Source organism: Myxococcus sp. AM010, from assembly GCF_013372585.1.
In the GTDB taxonomy this organism is placed as follows: Bacteria; Myxococcota; Myxococcia; order Myxococcales; family Myxococcaceae; genus Myxococcus; species Myxococcus vastator.
Map to the genome: position 1 here is coordinate 1 of NZ_JABXEO010000103.1, position 20310 is coordinate 20310.

The window sequence follows — 20310 nt, forward strand, 5'->3', positions numbered from 1 at the left end:
CCCCCACGCCCGCGGAGCCCACGCCCGAGGCAGCGCCCAAGCAGGCCGAAGCCGCGCCCAAGGCGGCCGAGGCAGCAGCGCCCAAGCAGGCCGAAGCCGCGCCCAAGACGGCCGAGGCCCCCGCGGCGCCTCCGGCCGCTGAAGCGCCCGCTGCGCCGGCTGCCGCTGAAGCGCCCGCCAAGAAGGCAGGCACCGCCGCCGCCAAGAAGGCCGAGCCCACCGCATCACCCGGGGCAGCCGCGGAAAAGGCCGTTGCCGCGCCCAGGAAGTCCGGGGCCCCCGCCGCGCAGCAGCCGGCAACCGCCGCTGATTCGACTCGCGCGGCGCCCACGCCGCCCCACGCGGGCGCACCGCCGGTCAACCTGCCTGCCGGAATCCTGGACTTGCAGCGCGAGCCCGTCCCGGACACGCCGCCGCTGTCGCCCGAGGAGCAGATCCACCGGGACATCCAGGCGGACGCGCGCTTCCTCTTCCAGTCGCTGCTGACGGGGGACGTGCGCACGGCCTCGAACGAGCTGCTCTACCCGTTCAGCCTGGAGGCGGAGCGCTACGCCACGCCGGAGGAGCTGGTGTCGGCATGGGTGAAGCAGCTGCGGCTGAAGCGCACGGACCTCATCACCCTGTATGACGTGGAGGTGATGCCGCTGGAGGCCATGGAGAAGAAGTACGGCAAGGCGCCCGCGCGGCTGGGGTTGGATCTGCGCAACCCCAAGGACGTGTGGACGGCCGTGGGCAACCTCTCCGGCCGCCCCGCCGTCCTCGTCTACCGCCAATACCGCGACGAGTTCCGCGCCTTCGCCTACACGGACTGAGCGGTCAGCTCAGGGCCTTGACCAGTTCACCCAGGCGGGCAAGGCCCTTCTGCAGCACCTCACGCGAGGTGACGAAGCTCATGCGCACGTAGCCGTCCGCGCCGAACGGCTCGCCAGGCACGGCGGCGACGCGGAAGTCCTCGAGCAGGATCTCCGACAGCTGCATCGCGGACGTCACCGGCTTGCCCTTGTACGAGCGGCCCAGCAGGCCCCGCACGTCCGCGAAGGCGTAGAAGGCGCCCTCCGGCATCCGGCAGCGCACGCCGTCCAGCGCGTTCAGCCCCGCGACGAAGAAGTCACGGCGCTCGCGGTACTCCTTCACCATGGCGGTGAGGGTGTCCGGCGGCCCTTGCAGCGCCGCCAGCGCGGCCTTCTGCCCAATGGACGAGGCGTTGGACGTGGACTGGTCCTGCACCATCTGCATGGCGGCCACCAACGGCTTGGGCCCGGCGATGTAGCCCAGGCGCCAGCCCGTCATGGAGTACGCCTTGCTCATGCCGTTCACGACCACCAGCCGCGGCACCAGGTCCGGCGCCACGTCGCTGATGCCCAGGCGCTCGTCGGTGAAGAGCAGCTTCTCGTAGATGTCGTCCGTGACGATGAGGCAGTCGTGGGGCCGCAGCACCTCCGCGATGCGCTCCAGCGCCGCGCGCGAATAGACGGCGCCGGTGGGATTGCCCGGGCTGTTGATGATGACGGCGCGCGTGCGCGGCGTGAGCGCGCGGCGGATGGCGTCCGGGTCCGGCGCGAAGCCGTCCTCCTCGCGCGTGGGGACGATGACGGGCGTGGCGCCCGCCAGCCGCACCATGTCCGGGTAGCTGACCCAGAAGGGCGCGAAGATGATGACCTCGTCACCCTCCTCCAGCGCCGCCTGGCAGAAGTTGTAGAGGGCCTGCTTGCCACCGGACGTGACCAGCACCTGGTCCGGCGTGTAGCGCAGCCCGTTGTCCCGCTCGAGCTTGGCGCAGATGGCCTCGCGCAGCTCCAGGATGCCGTTGGTGGCGGTGTACTTGGTGAAGCCCGCGCGCAGCGCCTCCACCGCGGCCTGCTTCACGTAGTCCGGCGTGTCGAAGTCCGGCTCTCCCGCGGCCAGGACCACCACATCCACACCCTTGGCGGCGAGCGCCTTGGCGCGCGAGTTGAGAGCGAGCGTCGGAGACGGCTTGATGGCCTGGAGCCGGCGAGCGAGTTTCATGTCCCATGCCTAACGCGGAGCGCCACGCCGGACAAGGGGCCTGCCCGCTACTTCCTTCCAGCGAACTTCGCCTTCAAACCTTCGTGCACGTTGGGCGGCACCAGCCCGGTGACGTCCCCCCCGAAGGAGGCCACCTCCCGGACCAGGTTGGAGGAGATGTAGAAGTAGTCCTCCCCCGTCATCATGAAGACGGTCTCCACGTCGGGCGCCAGCTTGCGGTTCATGTTCGCGAGCTGGAACTCGTATTCGAAGTCCGACACCGCCCGCAGCCCGCGGACGATGACGCCCACGTTGCGGCGGCGCACGTAGTCCACCAGCAGGCCGTGGAAGGCGTCGACCTCCACCCGGTCGTCCTGGACGGCCTCGCGAATCAACGCGCGCCGCTCGTCCTCGGTGAAGAGCGGTGTCTTCTTCGGGTTCACCGCGATGGCCACGATGAGCCGATCGAACATCTTCAGGCTGCGCTGAATGAGGCTCAGGTGCCCGTTGGTGAGCGGATCAAAAGAACCAGGATAGATGGCGACCGGCATGTGCCTGGAAGTCTCGGATGCCCCCGGGAGCCGGTCAAGGACTGCTCACGGCGCCCGATAGAAGCTCACCAACGTGTCCCCGAAGCGGCGCTGGTCTTCCCGGGTAAGCCCGGCATGTGTGTCCGGGGCCGCCTCGCGCTTGTCGTGCTCCACCACCACCATGCCGGAGGGCGTCAACAGCCCGGCGGCCACGACGCCGTCCAGCACCGTCTCCACCACGCGCGCGGCGTATGGCGGGTCCGCGAAGATGAGCTCGAAGCGGTCGCCGCGCCGTTTCAGCGTCTCCAGCGCCCGGGCCACCGGCGCGGACAGCACCTCCACCTGCCCGGCGAGCCCCACGGCCCGCGCATTCTCGCGGCAGAGGGTGAGCGCCTCGCGGTCCTGGTCCACCAGCACCGCCTGCCCCGCGCCGCGAGACACGGCCTCCAGGCCGAGCGCGCCGGTGCCGGCGTAGAGGTCCAGCACCCGCTGGCCGTCCAGGAACTGACCCAGCACGTTGAAGAGCGTCTCCCGGACGCGGTCGGCCGTGGGGCGGATGTGAAGGGACGAGGACTTGGGGCCGGCCAGGGCGCGGCCCTTGGCGGTGCCGGCGACGATTCGCATGGGGCCCCTTCTACACCGCTCCGGCCTCAGTCGCCCCGCTTCTCCGCCAGGAAGCGCAGCGACGCCTGACCCGTGCGCGTGGCCCCCAGCGCGGCCAGGACCTCGGTGGCCTCCATGAAGGACAGGGCCTCCAGCTTCTCCCGCGCGGCGGCGTCCAGCGGCGGCAGCTGCTCCTCCAGCACGCTCAGCAGCTGGCCTGCGGGCAGTCCGGCGGCCATGGCCTTGTCCTCCACGCTGGCGCGGACGTCCGGGGGCCACGCTCCCAATGCGAGCCGCTCGAAGCCGCCCACGCAGTCCACCTTGCGCACGCCCGCCGCCACGTACGTGGGCAGCCCACCGGCAAGGGCCGCGCCCGCCTCGCCCACCGACAGCACGGCGTCGTACTCCGAGGCCAGCTCCACCAGGCTCCGCAGCAGCCGCACGTCCGGCTCGCCCTCGCCCAGCGCGAACTCCGGCACCCGGACGAAGTCCACCGGCACCTTCCACTGCCTGAGGCCCTCCAGCAGCGTCCGGTACGCGTCCACGAACCCACCCGAGGCGGCCGGTCCCGTCAGCTCCAGCGCCAGCTCGCGCTCGGTCACCGGCGCCACCAGGGCATTCACGGCCTCCACGGCCTCATAGGAGTCCAGCCGGGACAGGTCCAACGACACCAGCGAGAAGCCGGCGTCCACCACGCGGTAGATGCCGTCCTTCAGGGCGTCCAGCGTGTCCGCGTCCGCCCGGGCCACCCGGATGGGCCCGGCCTGGAGGAACAGCGGCCGCGCGTGTTCGGCCTCGGCGGCGGCCTGATGCGCGGCCACGACGAAGCGCTCGGGCGCTCCACGGTCCGACAGGGGGTGTGGGCAGGCCAGCCCCAGCACGGCATCCTCCGACCGGGCCGCGCGCAGCAGCCCTGGCAAGGCGCCCTTCGCCTGGACCGGCAGACACGGCAGCGCCACCGGCGCCTCCGCCAGGGCACGCAGCAGCTCCCGGGGATTGAGCAGCGGCACGCGCGAGCCCGCGCCTACTCGCGCCACCGTGTTCCCCGGCCGTAACGTCAGCACCTTGTCCAGCACGTTCATGGAGCGTGGAGAATCATCCGCCCGCGCCGCCCGAGGCAAGGTGAAGCTGTCAGGAGCGTCCGCTGGGGCACGCCCCCGGGGCCCGAGGACCGTCAGTGGACCTCACCCAGGTGGGCGTAGGTCTCGCTCTCGATTTGAATCGTGGTGTGGTCGATTCCGAAGCGGTCGTACAGGTCGTGCTTCACCGCTGAGAGAATCTCGTCGTTGTTGCAGACCATGGGGTCCTGCACCACCAGGTGCGCGGACAGCGCGTAGACGCCGCTGGAGATGGTCCACACGTGCAGGTCATGCACCGCCGTGACGCCCTGCGCGCGCAGCATCAGCTCCTTGATCTGCGCCAGGTCCACGTGCGCCGGCACCGCCTCCATCAGCACGTCCACCGCGTCGCGCACCAGCCGCACCGCGCCAACGACGATGACGAGCGAGATGACCACCGAGATGATGGGGTCCACGACGTACCAGCCCGTGTACGCCATGATGCCCGCGCCCACGAGCACGCCCACCGACGACAGCGTGTCCCCCAGCACGTGCAGGAAGGCCCCGCGCACGTTCATGGAGTGGGAGCTGTGCAAAAACCCCAGCGCGCCCAGGTTGGCCAGCAGGCCCACCCCGGCCACGATGGCCATGGGGCCAATGTCCACCGGCGCCGGCGAGCGCACCCGCTCCCACGCCTCATAGAGGATGAAGCCGGTGATGCCCATCAGCAGCACGCCGTTGAGCAGCGCGCTGAGGATCTCCATCCGGTAGTAGCCGTACGTCTTCTTCACGTCCGCCGGCTTGCCCGCGAACCACAGCGCCACCAGGCTCAGCGCCAGCGCGGACACGTCCGTCAGCATGTGGCCCGCGTCGGACATCAGGGCCAGCGAGTTCGTCAGCCAACCGCCCACCGCCTCCGCCAGCGCGATGGTGGCCGTCAGCACCAGGGCGAAGATGAGCCGGCGCTTGTCCTTCTTCCGCTCCTCCGCCAGTCCGCCCTTCCGGGGACCGTGCCCATGTCCGTGCCCATGGCCGTGATGATGATGGTGGCCATGACCGTCGTGGTCATGCTCGTGGCCATGCCCGGCTTCACCGCGGGTGTAAGGGGAGGTAGTCACGGGAGAGGGGGGTGCGGACAATGCCCATTCATGAGGTATGAGAGGCCGGGAATCTGGCTGCCGCCAGGCCCGGCGTCCCCTGCTCCGGAGCGTGGGGAGACGCGACGGAGGTGGGGATGGACTACGGGAAGCATCTGAACCTGCACACCATCATCATGCTCAGGGATGTCATCCGCAAGTGGTGGCAGGTCGAGCTGACGTTCGCGGACCGCCACGGCGTGGTGCGTGAGTGGCAGCGCGGGGAATTCAGCTCGCCGCCGAACGCCCTCTGCCGCGTCGCCCTGACCTCGAAAGAGGGCATGCGGCGCTGCGGCCAGTCCGTCCGGGTGCTGAACGAGAAGTTCAAGGCCAACAAGAAGGTGCGCCGCTCGCTCATCCACGACTGCCACCTCAACTTCACCATCGTGGGCGCGCCCCTCTACATCGCCAACGAGTACGAGGGCTTCCTCTTCGTCGAGGGCTTTGCCCGCCAGCCGCTTGACGCGCGGGAAGCGGACGTCCTCAAGTCGAAGGTGCGCCAGTTCGCCCCGCCGCACGCGGCGCTGGACGGGTTGAGCGAGCAGGTCCCCGTCCTGGACGGCGCCGACCTGAGCAAGCTGTCCGATCTGCTCGAGTGCGCGGCGAATGAGATCGCCAACCACGAAGCGGCGGAGGCCTCCCGCCAGGAGGACGGCGCGCCCGTCCTGTCCCGCGAGCTGAATGAACGCTACCGCTTCGAGAAGATCATCGGGCGCTCCGGGCCCATGATGGAGGTGTTCCGGTTGATGGAGAAGGTGGCCAACTCCGACTCCACCGTCCTCATCAACGGCGAGTCCGGCACCGGCAAGGAGCTGGTGGCCCGCGCCATCCACCTCAGCGGCCCGCGCGCGCAGCAGCCCTTCGTGGTGCAGAACTGCTCCGCCTTCAACGACAACCTGCTGGAGAGCGCCCTCTTTGGCCACACCCGCGGCGCCTTCACCGGCGCGCTGCGCGACAAGAAGGGCCTCTTCGAGGTCGCCGACACCGGCACCTTCTTCCTGGACGAGGTGGGCGACATGTCCGCCGCGCTGCAGGTGAAGCTCCTGCGCGTGCTCCAGGAGGGCACCTTCCTGCCCGTGGGTGGCACGCAGCTCAAGGAGGTCAACGTCCGCGTCATCGCCGCCACCCACAAGGACCTGGGCGAGCTGGTGAAGCGGGGTGAGTTCCGCGAGGACCTCTACTACCGCATCAACGTCATCCGCGTGCAGCTGCCGCCCCTGCGGGAGCGGCGCGACGACATGCCCGTCCTCATCGACCACTTCCTGCGCAAGCACCACCGCGAGGGCCAGCGCGCGCGCGGGCTGGACGCGGAGGCCCTGGCCATCCTGGGCGCCTACGCGTGGCCAGGGAACATCCGCGAGCTGGAGAACGAAATCGAACGCCTGCTCGTGCTGGGGGGCGAGCTGGAGTCCATTCCCGCCGAACTCATCTCCAGCCGCATCCGCGACGCCGTGTTGCCCGGCGGAGGCCCCTTCATCTCTCCGCGCGCCCACGGCAAGCTGCACGAGGCCGTGGAGGCACTGGAGCGGGAGATGATTCAGCAGGGACTGATGCGCACGCGCTACAACAAGAGCCGGCTGGCGCGCGAGCTGGGCATCAGCCGCTCCAACCTCATCCTGAAGATCTCCCGCTACGGCCTGGACAAGGGCCTGCCCGAGGACGAGGCGGAGCTGGGCGACGCATGAGCCCCGGCACGCGGTACTTCCACCAGGACCGCCTGCGCGTCCCGGACGGCGCGGAGCTGTACTACCAGGTCCAGGGAGACGGCCTCCCGGGCATGGTCCTCTGTGACGGCCTGGGCTGTGACGGCTTCGCCTGGAAGTACCTGGCGCCCTACCTGGTCCGGAACCACCGCGTGCTGCGCTGGCACTACCGGGGCCACGGCCGCTCCACCGTCCCCGCGGACCGCTCGCGCATCGGCATGCTGTACACCTGCGACGACTTGCGGCGGACGCTGGACGCCGTGGGGATGGAGCGCGCCGTCCTCTTCGGACACTCCATGGGCGTCCAGGTGGCGCTGGAGTTCCAGCGCCGCTACGCCCAGCGCGTGTGCGGGCTCGTCCTGGTGTGTGGCAGCTACGGCAACCCGCTGGACACCTTCCACGACTCCACCGCGCTCAAGCGGGCGTTCCCGCTCATCCGCCGCGTGGTGGAGCGCTACCCGGGGCAGTCCGCTCGCATCATCCACACGGTGCTGCGCACGGAGCTGGCCGTGCAGCTGGCCATCACCCTGGAGATGAACCGGGAGCGCATCGCCCGGAACGACCTGGCCCCCTACTTCGACCACCTGGCCCGGATGGACCCCGTCGTCTTCGTGCGCACCCTGGAGTCCATGGCGGAGCACAACGCGTGGGACCACCTGCCCCACGTGGACGTCCCCACCCTGGTGGTGGCGGGCGGCCAGGACAAGTTCACACCCGGTTGGATCTCCGAGGAGATGGCCGCCCGGATTCCGGGCGCCGAGCTGGACCTCATCCCCGACGGCACCCACACCGCCCCACTCGAAGCTCCAGGGCGGGTCGAGGCCCGCGTCGAGCGCTTCCTCCGGGAGCGACTGAACGTGCGTACCGCCGCCCTCTCCCCTTCACCTACACCGGCGGTGAGTCCTCTCCCAGACCATTGAGCGGGCGCAAATGCCCGTTGGAAGGTGCCGACGCCCTGGTGTTGTTCATGGGTGGCAGGAGTGAAAACCCGCCCGCCCGGATGCTGGACTTCCGGCTGCATTGCAGGGGACGCACTCGCGGCATATAAGCGCCCGCCTTCCGGGTTCCGGTGGGGTTCGGAAGCCCCGACCTCCTCGGGCGTACCCCACCTTCCATCACAGTTCGGTTCGTATGATTCCTCGCGAAAACATCCGTAACGTCGCCATCGTCGCCCACGTTGACCATGGCAAGACCACGCTCGTCGATCACCTGCTTCGGCAGGCGGGCACCTTCCGAAGCAACGAGCACGTCGCCGAACGGGTGATGGACTCCAACGACCTCGAGCGCGAGAAGGGCATCACCATTCTCGCGAAGAACACCGCGGTCAACTACAAGGGCATGCAGATCAACATCATCGACACCCCGGGTCACGCCGACTTCGGTGGTGAGGTGGAGCGCGGGCTGCGCCTCGTTGATGGCGTCATCCTGCTGGTGGACGCCGCCGAAGGTCCCCTGCCCCAGACGCGCTTCGTGCTCAGCAAGGCCCTGGCCATGGGCCTGAAGACGGTGCTGGTCATCAACAAGATCGACCGCCAGGACGCCCGCGCGAAGGACGTGCTGGACCTCGTGTACTCGCTCTACATCGACCTGGGCGCGGATGAGAAGCAGCTGGAGATGCCCGTCCTCTACACCGTCGCCCGCCAGGGTCAGGCGTCCACGGACCTGGACGTGCCCGGCAAGACGCTGGAGCCCCTGTACGACGCCATCATCAACCACATCCCGCCTCCGCCGAAGTCGGACGAGACGACGCTGCAGCTGCTCGTCGCCAACCTGGACTACGACGACTACGTCGGCCGTCTGGCCGTGGGCCGCGTGCAGGCCGGCCGCATCACCGCCAACATGCCCGTCTCCGTCTGCCGAGAGGGCGGCAAGGTGCAGCCGGGGAAGATCGTCAAGCTGTACGGCTTCTCCGGCCTGAAGCGGGTGGAGATTCCGGACGCGGGGCCGGGTGAAATCGTCTCCATCGCGGGCATCGAGGAGATCTCCATCGGCGACACCATCGCCGACGCCGAGAAGCCGGTGGCCCTGCCCCGCATCACCGTGGACGAGCCCACGATGATGATGATCTTCAAGGTCAACGACGGGCCGCTGGCGGGCAAGGAAGGCAAGTTCGTCACCTCCCGCAACCTGCGTGAGCGCCTCTACCGCGAGGCCTACCGCAACGTGGCCGTCCGCGTGGAGGACACCGAGACGCCGGACGCGTTCCGCGTGGTGGGCCGTGGCGAGCTCGCCCTGGCGGTCATCATCGAGAACATGCGCCGCGAAGGCTACGAGCTGACGGCCTCCAACCCGGAGCCCATCACCAAGGTGGTGGACGGCCAGGTGCACGAGCCCATGGAGCTGCTCTTCTGCGACGTGCCGGAGAACAGCGTGGGCGCCGTGACGGAGCGCCTGGGGCCCCGCAAGGGCCGCATGGTGGACATGGGCAGCCTGGGCTCGGGCCGCACCCGGCTCCAGTTCCGCATCCCCGCGCGCGGCCTCATCGGCTTCCGCTCGGAGTTCCTCACCATCACCCGTGGCGAGGGCATCATGAGCAGCCAGTTCGACGGCTTCGAGCCGTGGTTCGGCTACATCCCCAAGCGTCAGAACGGCGCCATCGTCTCCGACCGCCTGGGCGACACCGTGCCCTACGCGCTCTTCAGCATCCAGGAGCGTGGCTCGCTGTTCATCGGCGCCAGCACCACGGTGTACGAGGGCATGATCATCGGCGAGCACTCGCACGCGTCCGAGCTGAACGTGAACTGCTGCCGCGAGAAGAAGCTCACCAACATCCGGGCCTCCGGCCGCGACGAGAACGTCATCCTCACCCCGCCGCGTGAGATGGGGCTGGAGAAGGCGCTGGAGTGGATCGCCGACGACGAGCTGGTCGAGGTGACGCCCAAGTCCATCCGCATGCGCAAGCGGGCGCTGGCGGTGGGCGACCGCTACCGCGCCGAGCGTGACCGCAAGCGCGAGGAGCGCGCGGCCGACTAGGCCTCCGCGCCCGACTCAAGCGCCGAGGGCCCGTTCCCACCATGTCGGGGGCGGGCCCTTCGTCCGTCCGCGCTCAGAACGTGTACTTCACCTTCGGAAACACGGCGAAGGAGGTGATGTTGGGCCCGATGATGTAGCGGGCCAGCAGGTCCGCGCCGACGGAGAAGTGGTCCATGCCCGTGGCGTACTCCACGCCGAAGCCCAGGCCCGCGTTGGGCGCGCTGACGGCGCGTCCCGGGTCGCCCGCGCCGGGGTCCACGGGCGCTGGGTCCAACCGCGTGTAGCCCGCCACCACCTTGGGCGTGAGGAACAGCCGGTCCATGACGCGCACGTGGTACGCCACCGACGCGTTGAAGAAGGCCATGGTGAAGTTGTCCGACAGCGCGCACGTCTCCGTGCCGGGCAGGTAGCCCGCGAAGCAGTTCTGCGCGGATGAGCCGAGCCCGAAGTGCGCCCCCAGCGACAGCTTCTCCGTGAGGTCATACCCCACGCCGAGCTGAAGGTACGTCTGGGCGTTGGAGTAGACGTTCTCACCGCCCACGGTGAAGAACACACCAATGTCCGTCTCGGTGAAGAAGCCGCGGCGCGGCTGGAACTCCACCCCCTCCGGTGGCGTGGCCGCAAGAGCCGGAGACGACAGCAGCGCGAGCGCGGCAATCAGCTGAGACTTCTTCACGGGTCCTCCCGACAGACGTGCCCTCCCAGCGCAACGCGGGAGCGGCGCAGACGTTAATGACGCCCCCACGGAACCGGCAGTGGGGAAAAAACGAAAGTGGCGTGGACCGTTTCGTCCACGCCACTCGGGTCCTTCACGGGCCGCGACCGCCGCTCACCCGCCCGCGGGCGAGAAGAGCCAGGGGTACGTCACCGACACCACGCCGCCGCCCTTGGGCTCCGGGAACTTCCAGCGGCGGATTCGCGACAGCATGCAGCGCTCCGCCGCGGCGCTGTTCAGCGTCGTCTCGGAGACAGTCGCGTCGGACACCGCGCCCGTGGGGTCGATGACGAAGGCCACCGCCACCTTGCCCGCGAGGCTCGGGTCCTTGTTCAGCTCCGACTCGTAGCAGTACTTGATCTCCCCCTGGTGCCGCCGGATGACCTTGGCGATGACGTCCTTGTCCAGGCCGCCCACCACCGTCGTCTTGCCGGGGATGACCTTGGTGATGGACTTGCCACGGCCGCCCAGGTCGATGCCGCCAGAGCCGCCCGTGCCACGGCCGGTGCCCTGCGTCCCGAGGCCACCGATGCCCAGCGCGGTGCCACCAGCGCCCTTGCCGGTGCCACGCGAGCCCAGGCCGCCGACGCCCTGCGCGTCACCCATGGCCGCGCCGCCCTTGAGGCCGCCCAGCGCGTCGTTGATGCCAGTGCCGAAGCCGCCGGGGCCGAACACGTCCGACGCCCCGCCCTTCATGCCCTTGAAGGCGCCCAACAGGCCGGCCTTGCCCACCGCCTGACGGTCCTTCTCCTTCTTGCTCCTGTCCACCACGGGCGTGCCGGGCTTGGAGGGCGCCGCTTCCTGCTGCTTCGCCTCCTCCTTGCCGAACTTGCCCTCCTCGTCCTTCGCCTTGGCGCCCTCTTCCGGCGCGGACAGCTGGAGCTTCTTCGCCTCCAGCTTCTTCTGCGGGGTGATGAGGAGCTTCGCCACGCGCTGCTGGGACTCGAAGATGTCCGCGCTTCGCGGCAGCTCCTGGCGCGGCGTCAGCACCATGGCCAGCACCACCGCCAGGCCCGCCAGCATGCAGATGCTGGTGATCTTGAAGAACGTGAAGTCGGAGTCCTTCAGCGACGCGGCGGTGATGACCGGAGACGGCTTCACGTAGCGCGCGACGAAGGACACCGTGCCCAGCGACACCTCCACCCGGTCATGCAGGCCCAGGGTGAAGCGCTGCTCGGCGGCGTCACCGGCCTGACCGGAGAGCGCGCCCGCGGCCCGCAGCGCGTCCTTGGTGCGCACGTTGCCCTGGTTGGTGACGAAGGTGCGCGAGCCCGCGGGAGCGCGCACCTCCAGCCCGTCCTTCTTGCTGACGGCCAGCACGTGGCGCGTGCCCACCGACGGCGCGAAGACGTTGAAGAAGTTCTTCTTCGCCTCGCCGATGGTGACGGGCACGCCGTCCTTGAAGTGCTGGACCTCCAGCATGGTGTCGCCCCACAGCAGCGCGACCTGGAGGACACGCGCCTCGGGCGTGGGCCTGGCCTCGGGAGGCAGTGGCTCCTGGAGGTGTGGCGCCACCGTCCGCCGCGTCGTGGCCGTGTTCGGCGTGGGCGTCCGCGCCGTGGAGGGCGTCGTGCGAGGCTGGAGCCCCGGAGGCGCCTGCCGGGGCGGCTCGACCGGAAGCACGCCGGGAGAGGCCACCCGCTCCACGCGGTTGCCCAGCGCCGTGGACACCTGGCGCATGGGCGGCGGCGGCGCGGGCACCAGGTTCGGCAGGTCCGCGCGCGTCTGCGTCTGCATGCCACGCGGCGGCGGCGGTGGCGTGGCCACCCGCCCCTGGAACACCGGCCCCGCCACCCGCGCACCCGCGGGAAGCGGACGCTCGGGCTGGGGCGCCCCGAAGAGCACCTCCACCCGGCTGCCGCCCACCATCAACACATCCCCGGGGTTGAGCGCCGTGGGCAGGACGAGCCGCTGTCCCCGCACCTCCGTGCCGCCCTCACTGCCCAGGTCGATGGCCGTCACCGAGCCATCCTTGTCCACCTTCAGCATCACATGGAGATTCGAGACCCGCGGGTCCTGAATCTTCACTGCTGCCTGAGCGCCCGACCCCACAATGACGCTCTCGGCCTCCGACACGGCTTCCGCCGTGGAGCCATCCGGCCCGGTGATCCGAAGCGTCAAGCCGTTGTTCTTCGCCGCCGCCATGAGGATTTTCCCTCTTCCCTTCCGCCCTTAGAACGACTGCCGCCGCCCGCTGCCGCTAGAGGTTGTCGACTGACTTCTGTAACTCTGGATCGAAGTTGTCCCGGACCTTGATGAGGCTCTGGAAGTCCGTCTTCTTCCGGTGGAGCAGGTACGAGCCCTCGGGCTTCGTGAGCTCGCCTTCCACCGCGACGTCCGTGAAGTCGATGACCGTCTTCTTCCGGAACACGGTGCGGTCCTCCTCCTGGATGACCTTCACCGTGTCTCTCGACTCCTGCGCCATCGCCACCGAGGGCGCCGCCCACAGGCCCAGCACCACCACCGCTGATACGAGTCGCCTCATGCCCAACCTCCCAATGCACAGCGCGATCCAACCTCAAGTCCTTGAATCCAGGGGAGCTCGCCGACTCATCCGGATGTTGCAGCCTGGAGAGAGGAAAAAAGTTCCGTCCCTCTTCGCCAGAACTCCAGCCTGCCCGCTGGGGTGATGCCCCGGACGCCTGTCCAACCTCACCTCCGCCCACGGGGCTGGCGAGCGCCAGCTGGCTCGCACCGGCCCCTGTCGCGAAGACGGCGTTGCCACTTCCGTGAGTGGCAACGCCGCGGAGTCCTGCGTCTCGCTTCCAAGGGCAGCCGCGCTACTCGCCCGCGGGCGTAGCTTCCCCGCCCGTGGTATCCCCCGCCGGAGCGCCGTCCGGAGTGGGCTCGGAACCGGTGCCCCCCATCGCGTCATCCCCGGGCTGGGTGCCTGCGCCACCCGTCGCGTCGTCCGCGGGCATCGCATCCGTGCCCTGCGCGGGCTGCGCACCACCGCCGCCGATGGCCTCATCCGCCGGAGCGCCTTCACCTTCAGCGGTGGCGGGCGCGGCCTCGGGCGCCGGTGCCTTGAGCATGTTCTCCAGGCCCTTGACCTTGGCGGCAATCATCTGCTTGTCATTGTCGGACGTCGTCTCCAGCCCCTTGCAGCGGTCCAGGAACGTGATGGCCTTCTGCCAGCCCGCGCGGTCCGACGCATACGCCCAGCCCGCGCCGCACACGGCCTCCGGGAGGTCCGCGCGGGTGGCCAGCACCTTCTCGAACGCCTCACCCGCGGCCAGCCCCTTCTTCGGATCGCGCCCCTTCTGTCCGTCCAGCGCCCAGGCCAGGTACAGCGTCACGTCCGGCGAGCCCGGCTCCAGCTCCGCGGCCTTGCCGAAGGAGCGCTCGGCGCCCACGTAGTCGCGGTAGCTCAACGCCAGGGCGCCCAGGTTGAGGTAGCCCGGGGTGAACTTCGCGTCCAGGGAGATGGCCTTCTGGAACTGCACCAGCGCGCGCGCCCGGTCGTCCAGCTTCAGGTAGACCATGCCCAGCAGGTTGTAGAGCGCCGGATCCTTCTCCGAGTGCTTGCGCGCGTTACCAGCCAGCAGCTCCGCCAGCCGGTACTTCTCCCGCGCGTAGGCCACGTGCGCCAGGTTCTTGTACGCCCCCGGGTTGTCCTTGTTGCGCACCAGCACGCGGCGCGCGGCGGCCTCGGACTCGTCCAGCTTTCCGGCGACGCGATAGGTGATGGACAGGCTGTTGAGCAGCGACGCGTCGTACTCGCGTCCAGGCGTCTTCAGCGCCCGCTCGAACAAGGCGATGGCTTCGTCCAGCCGCCCCTGCTCCCGGTACATGACGCCCAGGTTGACCACCGAGGGCACATGCGCCGGGTCCAGCAGGAGGACCTTCTCGTAGGCCACGCGCGCGTCATCCGGGCGGCCCTGGCGCTCGGCGATGACGCCCAGGTTGAACTGCGCGTTGAGGCTCTGCGGCAGCACCGCCACCACCGCCTCGAAGCCCTTGCGCGCACCGTCCAGGTCCCCCGCTTCATAGGACTGGAGCGCCGCCGCGAAGGCGGACTCCGCGCTGCCTGACTTCTGCGTGGGCGGCGTCACCGGCTTCGGCGCGGGCCGCTGCGCCGCGGGCGGCGTCACCTCCGGCACTGCGGTCTGCTTCTTCTGAGGCCCCGACGCGCACGCCGCCGTGAAGGCCAGCGAGCCGACGAGGAGCGAACGGAACCAGGTCATCTGCGTCTTCCCCACCCCAACCTGAAAGGAGTCCATGCGAAACGGCTTCATCGCAGCACCTCCCCGCGCGCCGCCGTGGGTGCCTGCGCCTCGTCATCCGAAGGCTTCGACGAGTCCGCCGGGACTGGCGTCGTCGCGGTGGCGCCTTCCAGCACGCGCACCAGGTCCGACCGGACGAGCGTGTCACTGCCGCGGTAGTTCACCTGCCGCACCTGCGCGTAGGCGCCCGGACGCAGGCGGTTCACCTGGTCCTGCGCGGCCAGGGTCCACGGGCTGTAGACCCCCAGCTCGTAGGCCTTCTCCAGCGCCTTCTCCAGGGCCTCGGAGGCCTTGTCCTCCAGCGGCAGCGCCAGGTTCTCCAGCTCGCCGCGGTACATGGCGAGCTGCTCCTCGTCGAGCCCCGACGGGTCCGGCGAGTCCATGATGTTGCGCGCGAAGTCGGCGTAGGCCAGCCCGATGCGCGTGAGCGCCGCGATGCCCCAGTCACCGGAGCCGGTGGACAGGACGGCGAGGTACTCCTTCTCCAGCCGCAGAATCTCCTTCTGCTTCGCCGCCAGGTCCCGGCGGATGGTGTTCACCCGCGAGAAGCGGATGCCCGTGTAGCGCCTCCACGCCGGCTCCAGCGACAGGAAGCGCGCGTGGCCGTAGGCATTGAGCACCGCCGTGTCCTTGCGCGCGCTCTCCGGCAGCCGGTTCCACGCCCGCACCAGCACGCCCTGCACGCGCTCCTGCTCGCGCGCGTTCTTCAGTTGCTCGTACGCCAGCAGCTCGTGGTAGCGGGCCTGGTACACCTGCGCGGAGGTGGAGCGCGAGTCACGGCCGTACGTCTCCGCGAACACGCCGAAGGCCCGGGCCGCCTCGCTCCACTTCTTCTCCTTCTCCCACGCGAGCGCCGCCGCGAAGGCCACCTGCGGCACGTCCTTGCGGTCCTTGAAGCGGGAGACGTACGTGTTGTAGGCGGCCACGGCCTTCTGCGGCTCACCGGCGCCTTCCCACCAGACGCCCGCGTTGAACTGCGCGTCCGCCACCCAGCCACCAGCCTCGTCCAGCAGCGCCTTGCGCTCGGCGGAGAGCCGCTGATGCTTGGACTCCGCGTCCTCGGCGCCCGGTGGGACGTGCGCCTTGGCGGTCGTCTTCGTCGCCTTGCGCTTGCCGTTGGCGGCGTCCGCCTTCATCGCGGCGTCGTAGCTGGCCACGAAGGACTCCGCCATGACGGCGGCCTTCCGGTACTCGGCGACCTTCTCGTAGAGGCCCGCCAGCGAGTAGCGCGCCTTCAGCTCGAAGGGGCTGCGCGGGTACTCCTTGAGGAAGCGCTCGCCCGCGGCCAGGCCCTTGTCGATTTCGCCCGCCTCCTGCGCGATGATCATCACGTAGGTGAGCGCGCGGTCCGCGTTCTCCGACTTGGGGAACTCGGACACGAAGCGGAGGAACTCCTCGGCGGCCTTCCTCGGGTTCTTCTCCTGCTTGTAGACGACCTCGTCCACCCACTTGTACTGGCTGCCTTCGACGACGCGGCTGACGCGCACGGCGAAGTCCGTTCCAGGCTTGGAGAGCTTCTTGTTCTCCAGGAACTTCTTCGACAGCGTGTTCAGCTCGAGCCACTCCTCGCGGCTCTCCAGCACGTACATGGTGAGGTCGGCCGCGTCGCGCGAGCGGCGCTCCTCGGGGAACTTCTCGATGATTTCGCCGAACCGTCGGGCCGCGTCCACGAAGTGGCTGCGGTCATAGAGGATGACGGCGGCCTGGTAGCGCAGGTCGATTTCGTCCTGCGTGTTCGGATACAGCTTCACGTAGACGTCGCACGCGGCGACCAGCCGGTCCTCGAACTTCGTGAGCGCCTCTTCCTGACGGTCCTTCGCGTCGCGCTTGACGATCTTCTGCTTGGCGACGTCGCCCTTGTCCTTCTTCTCGTCGACCTTCTGGCCAGCGCGCAGGTCGCTCCTGGCGAGCTGACCGCGCTCAATCTTCACCAGCTTGTCGTAGGCGAGGATGGCGTTGTACGAGGCGCTCTTGCGGTACGTCTCGTTGGAGACCTCGCGCGCGGTGTCGCGGTCCGGAATCTGGAAGGCCACCACGGCGTCGTACTCGGCCGCGGCCGCCTCCCACTCCTCCAGCGCCCAGAGGATCTCCGCGTAGAAGAAGCGGAGGTTGAAGGCGGAGTCCGCCACGAAGTCCGGGTTCGCGTTGGAGGCGAACGCATCCACGTACTGCTTGTAGATGTCACGCGCCAGCCGGTAGGTCTCCACCTGGCGCGTCTTCTGCGCCTCCTGGTGGTACTCGGTGACCATGACGCGCATGGCCTCCTCGGTGACGTTGAAGGCGTTGCGCAGGACGGTCGTCTTGTCCTCGTTGGCCTGCCACCACTGGCCACCGGGGCTGTAGAGGTCCACCATCCGCTTCATCTCCTTCCGGACCTGCTGGCGCTGGCGGAGCCCCTCATGGGCGCGGACGATGGCCTGCTGGTACTCCGGCGCGTTGGCGCCCATGGGCTCGTCATCCACGAGCGTGCGGTACGTGAGGATGGCGCTGTCGAAGTGTCCCGCGTCCACCAGGCCCGCGGCCGTCTTGGCCAACAGGCGGCCCACGCGCTGCGCTGGCGCCTTCTCCTTGAAGTAGGAAATGGCCTGCTTCGGCTGGTCCAGTTGGACGTAGAAGACGGTCAGGTCATTGAGCGCCTCGGTGCGCAGGTCGCCCAGCTCGGGGCTCTTCGAGGCGTAGTCCACCACCTCGTGGAGCTTCTTCAGGCCTGGCTCGTAGTCGCCGGTGTTGTAGTCACACCAGGACAGCTTGTAGACGGCGTAGGCGTAGATCTTCGGCACGCCCGAGTCCCGCGCCTTCTCGTAGTTCTGCTTCGCGGGGATGAGCTTGTTGTTCTCGAAGTAGTGGTTGCCGAGCTGGATGTACGCGTCCGGCACGAACTGCGACGAGGGGAAGTCGCGGATCAACTCCTCGTAGCGGGCCACCGCGTCCTCGCGGCGTCCCAGCTCATAGTAGTTGTACCCCATGGAGAAGAGGACCTCGTCGCGCTGCGGATAGTCCGGGTACGCGCGGAGGATGTCCTCGTAGATGCCCATCGTCTCCGTGCGGTAGCGCTCGCTGCCCGCGTGGTCCTGCTTGGGCGCCGCCACCTTCTCACCGCGCGCCACGGACGCGTCGTATTCCTTCTCCGCCGCGAGGAAGCGCGACATCTCCAACTCGTAGAGGTACTTCGACTTCTCCCAGTAGAGCTCCGACAGGCGGTAGAGCATCTCCGCCTTCTGCGGATTGCCGTCCCGCAGCTTGGGGATGAGGCGCTTGAAGGCGGCGATGGCCTCGTCGCGCTTCTTGTCCGCCAGCGCGTCCCGTCTGGCGTCCGGGATGCGGGGAAGCTCCGCGAACTTCGCCGCCGCGGGCCGGACACGCGCGGGGCCCTGCCGCACGTCCTCCGGCGCGACCCCTGGCGGCGGCGCCTTCTCCGCTGCCTTGCGGTCGGCCTGGGCCTTCGCGGCCTTCTTCTTCCCCCCCGCCTTGCTGGACGCACCGGAGATCTTCGACGCGGACGCCGCGGCGGGCTTCTTTCCCCCCTTGCGGGCCTGCGTTTCCGCCGCCTCTCCCACCCCGCCGGTGATGAGCACCGCGCCCACCGCCAGCGCACCGAAACGAAGAACCACCTTCATGCGAGCTCCTGCCGTGAAGCCGACCCGGCATGCGGGCAATCCAGCACCCACTGACGAGGGACGACGGAAAGTAGATGCGCACTTCTGGATTGAGAAGTGGCGGTGGAGCGGTGCTTGCGCACTGTCAACAACGACGAAGGGGCCGCCTCCACGCGGCGTCGCGTGGAGGAGGCCCCTCAAGACAGGTGCAGGCGTGACAGCGGCGCCGGGGAGCCTACGGCAGCTGTTCAGCCGTCTTGGCCGGGCAGCCACGCTTCAGCGTGTATTGGTAGTAGCCAATCTCGTCGATCCAGAACTCGCCCTGGAACTTCCAGTAGTTCCAGGCCGCGCCCGGCATCTTCGGGCGATACAGCGACTGCCCCTTCAGCAGCGCCTTCTGGTCCACGCCGGCCTGCAGCAAGTCCTTCTCATCCAATGCCGTCTGCACGCGGATGATTTCCGCCTGGTCGGAGAAGGTCCGCAGATTGTCCGCTGCCTCACGGATGCGGCGCTGCGCCAGCGTGCCGCCCACCTGCAGCAGCGTCCCGCGTATCTCCTCGAGCGACGCGGTGGACTGCGCCGCCAGCGGCGTGCCTCGCCAGCGTCCGTTCGCCAGTGCACGCTTCTCGTTGTCCACGCGCTCCAGCATCCGCATCACCTCACGGATGCGCTCGTTGTTGCGCAGCCACAGGTACACCGGGCGCGGCAGCCGGCGGTTCTCCGCCGCCACCAGGTTGAAGGACTGCACCAGCGGCACGTCCTCCCCGGTGAACGGCTCCAGCTGGGTCTCCATGGGGCCGTAGAGCTCGTCGAAGGCCGCCAGCGTCGTCTTCACCTCGTCGTAGAGGCACGAGTAGTAATAAACGGTCGCCTTGAGGATCCACGACTCGGGCTGGAAGGCCCCGGTGAACTGCGGCGCGTGCAGCGCCTGGAGGCTGCCGAGCGCTCCGCCGAAGTCCTCGTTCTGGAAGCGCGCGAAGCCGTTCTCGAAGAGGGCCTGGTCCCAGTAGCGCGAGTAGCGCGGCACCCGCTCATAGGCGGCGCTGGCGTCGGCGTACTCGCCGCGGCGGTAGTGGAGTCGGCCCAGGGCGATGAGCGCCAGGTGCTGCGTGGCGCGCAGGTCCAGCTGCCCCTCCTTCGCGGCCAGCACCGCGTTGAAGGCGGCCAGCGCGTCCTTGTCCAGCACGGAGGACTCGCCGGGACGGCCCGGGAAGCGCGGGTCCGCCAGCACCACGCCGAGCAGGTAGCGCGACTTCGCGTACACGCGGCTGTCCTGGGGCACCGCCTCCAGCAGCGCGCGCGCCTCCTCGAAGCGGCTCTTGCGCTGGCTCACCGTGCCCACCAGGTAGTTGATGCGCGCGAGCACCTCCTTGGGCAGCGTCACCCAGCGGTCGCGCACGTCGTCGGTGTAGGCCTGGGCGAGGATGCTGGGGATGAGGTTGTGCTCATCCAGCTGCTGCTGCATGTCCACCAGTCCCTCCACCGCCTGCAGGTACGAGGGGTGCGAGGGCCCGGCGTTGACGATGGCCGCATAGGTGATGAAGGCGGCGACGGGCAGGCCCTTCTGGGCCAGGGCCTGTCCGAGGAAGTACTCCGCCTTGCCCTTCACCTCCGCGTCGGAGGCGCGCTCCGCGAGCTCGAAGAAGAGGGGCGCGGCGGTGTCCATGTCACCGGCGTTGAAGGCGGCCAGCGCGCGGTTGTAGCCACCCGAATCAGGCTGGGCGGACACCGCGAGCGGCGCCAGGGCGACGAAGAGGCTGAGCAGTCGTTTCATGGCGGTTCGG

Annotated in this window: 15 protein-coding genes; 4 read left to right on the forward strand and 11 right to left on the reverse strand. The window is 69.1% G+C overall.

Annotation, left to right across the window (positions count from 1 at the left end; all coding sequences use genetic code 11):
• The coding region (locus HV826_RS37620) for a hypothetical protein (RefSeq protein ID WP_255217520.1) at positions 1 to 812 on the forward strand (812 nt) is incomplete at its 5' end.
• Positions 813 to 816: 4 nt separating this feature from the next.
• Here HV826_RS37620 and HV826_RS31900 read toward each other — a convergent pair.
• From HV826_RS31900 to HV826_RS31920, 5 genes are all read right to left on the reverse strand, one after another.
• Entirely contained in the window at positions 817 to 2007 is a 1191-nt protein-coding gene (locus HV826_RS31900; protein ID WP_176420837.1) for a pyridoxal phosphate-dependent aminotransferase, read from the reverse strand.
• Positions 2008 to 2054: 47 nt separating this feature from the next.
• Positions 2055 to 2537, reverse strand: a complete 483-nt coding sequence (gene coaD / locus HV826_RS31905) for a pantetheine-phosphate adenylyltransferase (protein WP_163784165.1) — start codon at positions 2535 to 2537, stop codon at positions 2055 to 2057.
• A gap of 45 nt (positions 2538 to 2582) precedes the next feature.
• Positions 2583 to 3140 carry a 16S rRNA (guanine(966)-N(2))-methyltransferase RsmD gene (gene rsmD, locus HV826_RS31910; RefSeq protein ID WP_176420838.1) on the reverse strand — a complete coding sequence of 186 codons (558 nt, stop codon included), beginning with the start codon at positions 3138 to 3140 and terminating at the stop codon, positions 2583 to 2585.
• A gap of 26 nt (positions 3141 to 3166) precedes the next feature.
• A complete protein-coding gene (locus HV826_RS31915) occupies positions 3167 to 4201 on the reverse strand; it encodes a hypothetical protein (protein WP_176420839.1) in 1035 nt (344 codons plus the stop codon).
• Between the two features lie 92 nt (positions 4202 to 4293).
• Positions 4294 to 5295, reverse strand: coding sequence for a cation diffusion facilitator family transporter (locus tag HV826_RS31920; RefSeq protein ID WP_176420840.1), 1002 nt, complete (start codon positions 5293 to 5295; stop codon positions 4294 to 4296).
• Positions 5296 to 5411: 116 nt separating this feature from the next.
• Between HV826_RS31920 and HV826_RS31925 the strand changes: the two genes are divergently transcribed.
• The 3 genes from HV826_RS31925 (at position 5412) to typA (ending at position 9989) form a co-directional block, all read left to right on the forward strand.
• Positions 5412 to 6998 carry a sigma 54-interacting transcriptional regulator gene (locus HV826_RS31925; protein ID WP_176420841.1) on the forward strand — a complete coding sequence of 529 codons (1587 nt, stop codon included), beginning with the start codon at positions 5412 to 5414 and terminating at the stop codon, positions 6996 to 6998.
• Positions 6995 to 7936, forward strand: coding sequence for an alpha/beta fold hydrolase (locus tag HV826_RS31930; protein WP_176420842.1), 942 nt, complete (start codon positions 6995 to 6997; stop codon positions 7934 to 7936). The genes HV826_RS31925 and HV826_RS31930 overlap by 4 nt, the downstream gene beginning before the upstream one ends.
• 211 nt (positions 7937 to 8147) lie before the next feature.
• The gene (typA, locus tag HV826_RS31935; RefSeq protein ID WP_176420843.1) at positions 8148 to 9989 is read left to right on the forward strand and encodes a translational GTPase TypA; all 1842 of its coding nucleotides are present in this window, start codon (positions 8148 to 8150) and stop codon (positions 9987 to 9989) included.
• A 73-nt stretch (positions 9990 to 10062) separates the two neighbouring features.
• Here the strand turns inward: typA and cglE are convergent, their stop codons facing one another.
• From cglE to HV826_RS31965, 6 genes are all read right to left on the reverse strand, one after another.
• Positions 10063 to 10665, reverse strand: a complete 603-nt coding sequence (gene cglE / locus HV826_RS31940) for an adventurous gliding motility protein CglE (protein ID WP_176420844.1) — start codon at positions 10663 to 10665, stop codon at positions 10063 to 10065.
• A 153-nt stretch (positions 10666 to 10818) separates the two neighbouring features.
• Positions 10819 to 12849, reverse strand: coding sequence for a TonB family protein (locus tag HV826_RS31945; RefSeq protein ID WP_176420845.1), 2031 nt, complete (start codon positions 12847 to 12849; stop codon positions 10819 to 10821).
• 55 nt (positions 12850 to 12904) lie between these two features.
• The gene (locus HV826_RS31950) at positions 12905 to 13189 is read right to left on the reverse strand and encodes a hypothetical protein (RefSeq protein WP_176420846.1); all 285 of its coding nucleotides are present in this window, start codon (positions 13187 to 13189) and stop codon (positions 12905 to 12907) included.
• Positions 13190 to 13484: 295 nt separating this feature from the next.
• On the reverse strand, positions 13485 to 14942 hold the full coding sequence (locus tag HV826_RS31955; protein ID WP_176420847.1) for a tetratricopeptide repeat protein: 1458 nt from the start codon (positions 14940 to 14942) through the stop codon (positions 13485 to 13487).
• Complete coding sequence (locus HV826_RS31960) at positions 14939 to 18547, reverse strand: tetratricopeptide repeat protein (protein ID WP_176420848.1); 3609 nt, start codon at positions 18545 to 18547, stop codon at positions 14939 to 14941. The genes HV826_RS31955 and HV826_RS31960 overlap by 4 nt, the downstream gene beginning before the upstream one ends.
• 214 nt (positions 18548 to 18761) lie before the next feature.
• A complete protein-coding gene (locus HV826_RS31965) occupies positions 18762 to 20300 on the reverse strand; it encodes a tetratricopeptide repeat protein (RefSeq protein WP_176420849.1) in 1539 nt (512 codons plus the stop codon).
• Positions 20301 to 20310: the final 10 nt, after the last annotated feature.

Excerpts from the sequence above, each read along its gene's own strand:
- HV826_RS31900 (WP_176420837.1), bottom strand. The coding sequence starts at position 2,007 with ATGAAACTCGCTCGCCGGCTCCAGGCCATCAAGCCGTCTCCGACGCTC.
- coaD (WP_163784165.1), bottom strand. The coding sequence starts at position 2,537 with ATGCCGGTCGCCATCTATCCTGGTTCTTTTGATCCGCTCACCAACGGG.
- rsmD (WP_176420838.1), bottom strand. The coding sequence starts at position 3,140 with ATGCGAATCGTCGCCGGCACCGCCAAGGGCCGCGCCCTGGCCGGCCCC.
- HV826_RS31915 (WP_176420839.1), bottom strand. The coding sequence starts at position 4,201 with ATGAACGTGCTGGACAAGGTGCTGACGTTACGGCCGGGGAACACGGTG.
- HV826_RS31925 (WP_176420841.1), top strand. The coding sequence starts at position 5,412 with ATGGACTACGGGAAGCATCTGAACCTGCACACCATCATCATGCTCAGG.
- HV826_RS31930 (WP_176420842.1), top strand. The coding sequence starts at position 6,995 with ATGAGCCCCGGCACGCGGTACTTCCACCAGGACCGCCTGCGCGTCCCG.
- typA (WP_176420843.1), top strand. The coding sequence starts at position 8,148 with ATGATTCCTCGCGAAAACATCCGTAACGTCGCCATCGTCGCCCACGTT.
- HV826_RS31945 (WP_176420845.1), bottom strand. The coding sequence starts at position 12,849 with ATGGCGGCGGCGAAGAACAACGGCTTGACGCTTCGGATCACCGGGCCG.
- HV826_RS31950 (WP_176420846.1), bottom strand. The coding sequence starts at position 13,189 with ATGAGGCGACTCGTATCAGCGGTGGTGGTGCTGGGCCTGTGGGCGGCG.
- HV826_RS31955 (WP_176420847.1), bottom strand. The coding sequence starts at position 14,942 with ATGAAGCCGTTTCGCATGGACTCCTTTCAGGTTGGGGTGGGGAAGACG.
- HV826_RS31960 (WP_176420848.1), bottom strand. The coding sequence starts at position 18,547 with ATGAAGGTGGTTCTTCGTTTCGGTGCGCTGGCGGTGGGCGCGGTGCTC.
- HV826_RS31965 (WP_176420849.1), bottom strand. The coding sequence starts at position 20,300 with ATGAAACGACTGCTCAGCCTCTTCGTCGCCCTGGCGCCGCTCGCGGTG.